Annotated in this window: 4 protein-coding genes; 1 reads left to right on the top strand and 3 read right to left on the bottom strand. The window is 42.7% G+C overall.

Annotation, left to right across the window (positions count from 1 at the left end; all coding sequences use genetic code 11):
• Both CXF82_RS10615 and CXF82_RS10610 read right to left on the bottom strand, forming a co-directional pair.
• A partial coding sequence (locus tag CXF82_RS10615; protein ID WP_102044178.1) for an efflux RND transporter permease subunit occupies window positions 1-2,653 on the bottom strand: 2,653 nt, incomplete at its 3' end.
• 12 nt (window positions 2,654-2,665) lie between these two features.
• Window positions 2,666-3,898 (bottom strand): efflux RND transporter periplasmic adaptor subunit, encoded by a 1,233-nt coding sequence (locus tag CXF82_RS10610; RefSeq protein ID WP_102044177.1) that lies wholly within the window; start codon window positions 3,896-3,898, stop codon window positions 2,666-2,668.
• 364 nt (window positions 3,899-4,262) lie between these two features.
• On the opposite strand from CXF82_RS10610, the gene CXF82_RS10605 reads away from it, so the two are divergent.
• Window positions 4,263-4,886, top strand: coding sequence for a TetR/AcrR family transcriptional regulator (locus CXF82_RS10605; RefSeq protein WP_102044176.1), 624 nt, complete (start codon window positions 4,263-4,265; stop codon window positions 4,884-4,886).
• Window positions 4,887-4,958: 72 nt separating this feature from the next.
• Here the strand turns inward: CXF82_RS10605 and CXF82_RS10600 are convergent.
• Window positions 4,959-6,578 (bottom strand): AMP-binding protein (locus CXF82_RS10600; protein WP_102044179.1); only part of this gene is annotated, 1,620 nt, incomplete at its 5' end.

Raw genomic sequence — 6,578 nt, 5'->3', positions numbered from 1 at the left:
GGAAAATATACATGCCCGCATTACCTGCCAGAATTTGTTGGTAGGTGATTTCGGTCCACTCATAAGTCATGCCGTTTGGTAAGGTTTCAGCAAGAATCTTCTCAATCGCTGCTTGTGCCTCACCGCTACTGTAACCCGGCGCAGCGCCGCCGTTCAGTTCTGCAGTGGTAAAACCGTTATAGTGCATGACGCGATCGGGCCCCGCCGTGTTGGTGACATTGATGAATGACCCAATCGGCACCATATCACCCTTCATGTTACGAACTTTAAGCTGAGAAATTTGTTCAGGGGTTTGTCTAAACTGCTCATCCGCCTGTACATTGACTTGGTAAGTTCGGCCAAATTGATTGAAATCATTGGCATAAACAGACCCCATATACCCTTGTAGGGTTCGAAATAACTCATCCAATGAAACTGATTGTTGCTTTGCTTTAGTACGGTCTATATCGACATCAAGTTGCGGCACATTGACTTGATAGCTGGAGAATACTCCCGTTAATTCGGGCGTTGCCCACGCTTTTTGCATCACCTGCATGGTGACACTGTACAGTTCTTCATAGCCGTAGTTGGCACGGTCTTGTATCTGCAATCTAAAGCCACCAATGGTGCCTAGACCTTGTACTGGTGGTGGTGGGAAAATGGCGATATAGGCATCTTTAATGGACGCAAATTTCTGGTTCAATGCAGCAGCAATCGCATTTGCAGACAAAGAGGGATCTTTACGGTCATCAAAGTCATCTAATGGCGTGAACAACACACCGCTATTGGTGCTGTTAGTAAAGCCATTAATGCTCAAGCCTGGGAATGCGACCGCATGGGCAATACCCGGTTGCTCGAGTATGATGCTCGACATCTCTTTGAGCACTTCTTCTGTTCGCTCTATCGACGCGGCATCGGGCAGTTGAGCAAAGGCCACTAAATACTGTTTATCTTGGCCAGGCACATAACCGGTTGGTGTCGACGCAAACTGCATGCCGGTCAAACCGACGAGACCGATATAGATTATTCCTACAACGGCGCCAAAACGGATCACCTTCTTCACTACCCAGCTGTAACCAGTGGACAGGCGATCGAAGAAGCGGTTAAACGGCTTGAACAGCCAAGCTCCTAGCATTTTGTCCATGCTACGAGTGAGCAGATCCTTTTTATCATTGTGACCTTTTAGCAATAACGCGGATAACGCAGGGCTTAGCGTTAAAGAGTTAATCGCAGAAATAAAGGTGGAAATGGTAATGGTTAAGGCAAACTGCTTATAAAACTGGCCGGTTAAACCAGACATAAATGCGGTCGGAATAAATACTGCGGCTAATACCAAAGTAGTGGCAACAATAGGACCGGTCACTTCTTTCATTGCTTTTTGGGTTGCAGCGACGGGTGTTAAACCTTCTGAGATGTTTCGCTCAACATTTTCAACCACCACAATAGCATCGTCGACGACGATCCCGATGGCTAATACTAAACCAAAAAGTGATAACGCATTGAGTGAAAACCCGAGTAAATGCATGAATGCAAATGTACCGATCAGTGAAACTGGCACCGCGACTAATGGAATAATAGAGGCGCGCCACGTTTGTAAAAACAGCACTACCACCAGTACCACGAGTAATAAGGCTTCAAGTAGCGTTTTAATGACTGCTTCAATGGATCCACGCACAAATACAGTGGGATCATAGACGATGTCGTAAGCTAACCCTTCAGGGAAAGATTGTGATAACTGCTCCATTCTGGTACGTACATCATCAGAAATTTGAATGGCGTTTGAGCCAGAAGCCTGAAAAACGGGCATGGCTACAGCATCTTTGTTATCAAGCATTGAGCGTAATGCATAAGTTGATGCACCCAGTTCAACGCGAGCCACATCTTTTAGGCGACTAATTTGTCCCTGTTGACCAACCTTAACGATAATATCTTCAAATTCTTCGACGTTGGATAGACGCCCTTTCACGTTGATAAGTAATTGAAAATCACTTTCACCGCTAGGTTGAGCGCCTAAACTGCCGGCCGCAGCTTGTTGGTTTTGCTCTCGAATCGCCGCAACAATATTGCTAGGTGACAAACCTAAGGCCGCCACTTTATTGGGGTCTAACCACACTCGCATACTGTAGTCACCGGCACCAAATATCCGTACATTACCTACGCCTTCGATACGCGCTAATTCGTCTTTGACGTTAAGAACCGCATAGTTTGATAGGTATAGCATGTCGTAACGATTATCTGGCGAGGTTAAATGCACCACCATGGTCAAATCGGGCGATGATTTTTCGGTTACGACACCTAAACGCTGCACTTCTTGAGGTAAGCGGGGTTTAGCTCGCTCTACTCGGCTTTGTACTTGGCTTTGAGCTAAGTCGACATCGGCACCAATAGCGAACGTAATGGTTAACGTCATACGGCCGTCAGATGTGGCTTGCGAAGACATGTACAACATGTTTTCAACACCGTTTATCTCTTGCTCAAGGGGTGAAGCAACCGTTTCTGCAATCACTTTAGGGTTCGCCCCTGGGTAACTTGCGGTAACAACCACGGTAGGTGGCACCACTTCAGGGTATTCGGTGATGGGTAATTGCCATACGGCCAGCGCACCGGATATCAAAAATAGTAGTGATAGCACGGAGGCAAAAATAGGTCTTTTAATAAAGAATTGCGACAACATAGTGTGTTTCCCTTAACCCTGGTTGGCTTGCACTACAACATTCGCTGTTAGTGGAAGGCTATTGAGGAGTCGTTGTGCTTGGTGGATATGGTTCAATTGAGTACTGTCTGCCATTTCAGTGACGTTTGGTTCAATGGTGACGTTGGGGCGCACTTTCTGCAGACTATTGACGACAATGGTGTCGGTTGGGGTTAAACCTGAGCTGATAATGCGTAACCCATGAAGTTTTTCACCTAGGCGTACATTGCGATATTCAAGGATGTTTTGGTCATTAACCACCAAGACGAATTTTTTGTTTAAGTCAGTAAAAATGGCTTTATCGTCAATTAAAATTCCTTGGTATGTTGCACTACCTGCAACTCTAATTCGGGCAAATAAACCGGGTAATAGGCGATTATCTTGATTGGCAAATGCAGCTCTAACTCTAATGGTGCCAGTTTGTTGATCCACCGTGTTGTCGACAAAATCGATTTTGCCTTGATGGCCAAAACCAGTGTCGTTAGCTAATGCCATAAACACAACATTGGTGCCTGACCGTGGATCGTTACGCTTATTTGCAGTCGATAATGCGGCATATTTTAAATAAGTTTGTTCATCAACATCAAAGTAGGCATACATTTTTGTGGTTGAGACTAAATTGGTGAGATGGGTTTGACCTGCAGTGACATAATTGCCCGCTGTTTCTCTGGCAAATGAGACTCGTCCACTAATTGGCGCGGTAACTTGAGTATATTCAACATTGAGTTGGGCGCGCGTTAAGGCTGCTTTTACTGATGCCACGGCCGCTGCGGTTTGATGCATGCCGGCACGACGAGTATCGATTAACTCTTCTGAGACTGCATTTTGATTGAATAATTTATTGGCTCGTTCGAAATCATTTTTAGCGAGTTGATGAACGGACGTTGCACTGGTCAATTCTGCTTGTAAGCGTTCAACCTCGGTAACAAACACACTCGAGTCGATGGTAAATAACACCTCACCCTTTTGGACCAATGTGCCTTCTTGAAAATTGACTGACTCAATATAGCCAGAAACACGTGGGATTAGTGTTACTTTTTCAGGAGCTTGCAAGCGACCCGTGAATTGGTCCCACTCGGTAATACTTTCGTAAAGCACCTTAGCAACATTCACCTTGGGTGCGGTTGGTGGAGTTTGTTGAGTGGTGGTTTGCTCGCTGCATGCAACCAATACAAACGCTGAAAAGCTGATGATTACGAGGCTTCGAATTGATTTAATCATGTTCATGTTACTGTCCTTTCCCAATACCGCTAAGGTTATCTTGATTTTTATGGTGTTAGTTACTGCTTACCTAAATATGTACCGCTTGGTAACATATGTTGTGTACCGAACGGTAATATATAGATTGTTGATATCTTGTCAATCATTTATGTACCGTTCGGTATATAACTTGATAATCTATGTAAGTCAGATTCGTACTCGATGAAATAGCGCTGGCTAAGCTATATTTGTATGTAAATTATGCAGTGCATTAACAGCAGTTGAGATGCTGCTCATTGTTTGGTATCTTGCCGACGGGTATTTGATGTGGAACATCAATAGGTATGTAAGAGCATGATTTATATCGAATCGCTAATGTAGGACTACTTTTATGACAGAAATCAAAGCGGCTGGTGTCGGTCGCCCTCGTGGGTTTGACATCGATATCGCACTCGAGCAAGCGCTAAATGTATTTTGGCGTAATGGTTATGAAGGCACTTCTTTAAGTGAACTCACTGAAGTCATGGGGATTAAAAAACCCAGTTTATATGCGGCATTCGGTAATAAAGAACAACTATTTTTAAAAGCGATTGAATTGTATGAGAATCGTCCTGATTCATTGTTTAATATCGCATTTCAACATGCACATATTGCCGATGTCATTCGAGCATTATTGATTGGTGCAGCAGCACAATTTACTGACACCAGTCATCCCCAAGGTTGCGCATTGATTAATAGTACTTTGTCATGCAATGAAGCGAGTGAATCAATAAAAATCGCTATCAATAATCGCAAAGAAAAAAATCAAGCCACGATAATTAATAGATTTGAATTGGCTAAAAGCTGCGGTGAACTCAACGACAGTTGCCAACCTGAAGCGTTGGCCCGACTGATCATGACGTTATTTAAAGGGATGTCGTTACAGGCTGCAGAGGGAGCGACTAAAGATGAGTTGCACCAAATTGCTGAAATGGTCGTTGACGGCATCATCAGTCAGCATGTGAATGAGGTTTAGTCGGATTTGCTCGACTGCGCCTCATATCTATGCCAAATATGCCGGTTATCCTTAGGACGTCAGCAATCGCTCCTAAGAATCTCGCAATTCTCGACGTAAGATCTTGCCAACATTTGATTTTGGCAATTCATCTCTAAATTCGATTATCCTTGGGTTTTTATAACCGGTAAGATATTTTCTACAATGTTTTTTTATCTCTTCAACGGTCACATTACCTTTGCGTACTATAAATAATTTAACTTTTTCTCCTGTGGCGTCATCAGGAATGCCAATGGCCGCAGCTTCGATGATGTGAGGGTGAAGTGTTGCAACTTCTTCTATTTCAGTTGGAAAAACATTAAATCCCGACACTAGAATCATATCTTTTTTACGGTCTTCAATATAAAAAATCCCATCGTCATCCATTCTTCCTATATCACCAGAGCTTAACCAACCTCCTGCATGCATTACAGTATTGGTTTCGGCTTCTTGTTGCCAATAGCCTTTCATCACTTGGGGCCCTCTAATTTGAATTTCACCAATTTGGTTGGGACCTAAAGGTTCATTATCATCATTAACGATACGGAGTTCAGTGCTGGGTAAAGGGACGCCAATTGAAGAAATAAATGATTGTTGTTGATGAGTCCCTGCCGCGACCACTGGGGAACATTCAGTTAAGCCATAACCCTCTATGACGGGCATTCCAGTGAGCTCTTGCCAACGGTCAGCAATATGTTTCTGCGTCGGCATTCCACCTGCAATAGTAAAACGAGCATGACTAAAATCTAATTCCTGAAAACCAGCATGATTGTTTAGACCATTAAAAAGTGTATTTAATCCAAAAACCATAGTGAATGGATATTTACTTAAATCTGCTACGAAACCATCTATATCTCGTGGGTTGGTAATGAGTAAATTAGTTGCACCGAGAAAGAGCATAAACATCATACTCACTGAGTTGGCAAAAATATGATAAAGCGGAAGTGGGGTTACTGCATATTCCTTATCATATAAGGTTCTTGGGCTAAAATGAGCATGAACCTGTAGAACGTTAGAAATAATATTACTATGAGTAAGCATTGCCCCTTTCGCAGGACCCGTCGTTCCACCTGTATATTGGAGGTATGCTAAATCATCTACTTTTATTTGGGGATCAATAAAGGGAAGTTTTTTGCCTTCGGTTAACGCTCTACGCAATGAAATAGCGTCAGGAATATGATATTTAGGCACTATTTTTTTGACATGTTTGATAAGGAAGTTAACCAATGTACGCTTATGAATAGCTAACTCATCGCCAATTTTGGTTAAAATAACATGCTTAATGTTAGTCTCATGCAGTATTTGCTGCAGGTTATTACCAAAATTAGTGACAGCAACAATAGCACTGGCCCCTGAGTCTCGTAATTGATGTTTTAACTCTCGAGGGGTATAAAGTGGATTAACATTGACAATAATGAGTCCTGCTTTTAATGCACCTAAAATAGTGATGGGATATTGCAATAAATTAGGCATCATCAAGGCGATTCGTTCGCCTTTTTTCATTTTTAGTTCAGATTGTAGATAAGCAGCAAAAGCGTTACTTTTACTTTCAAGATCTTGATAGGATAAGCTATGTCCCATATTAATATAGGCTGCTTTTTTAGCATGTGCACTAAAAGACACTTTAAATAAATCATTGATATTGTTATACATACTTGAATCTATTGTTGTGGG

The sequence above is a fragment of the Shewanella sp. GutDb-MelDb genome (genome assembly GCF_002836075.1).
GTDB lineage: Bacteria > Pseudomonadota > Gammaproteobacteria > Enterobacterales > Shewanellaceae > Shewanella.
The sequence above is the reverse complement of the archived record's forward strand: the minus strand, read 5'-3'. Positions and strand labels throughout refer to the sequence as shown.

What these genes read in the sequence shown, in the direction of transcription:
- CXF82_RS10610 (WP_102044177.1), bottom strand. Translation starts at nt 3,898, where the DNA reads ATGAACATGATTAAATCAATTCGAAGCCTCGTAATCATCAGCTTTTCA.
- CXF82_RS10605 (WP_102044176.1), top strand. Translation starts at nt 4,263, where the DNA reads ATGACAGAAATCAAAGCGGCTGGTGTCGGTCGCCCTCGTGGGTTTGAC.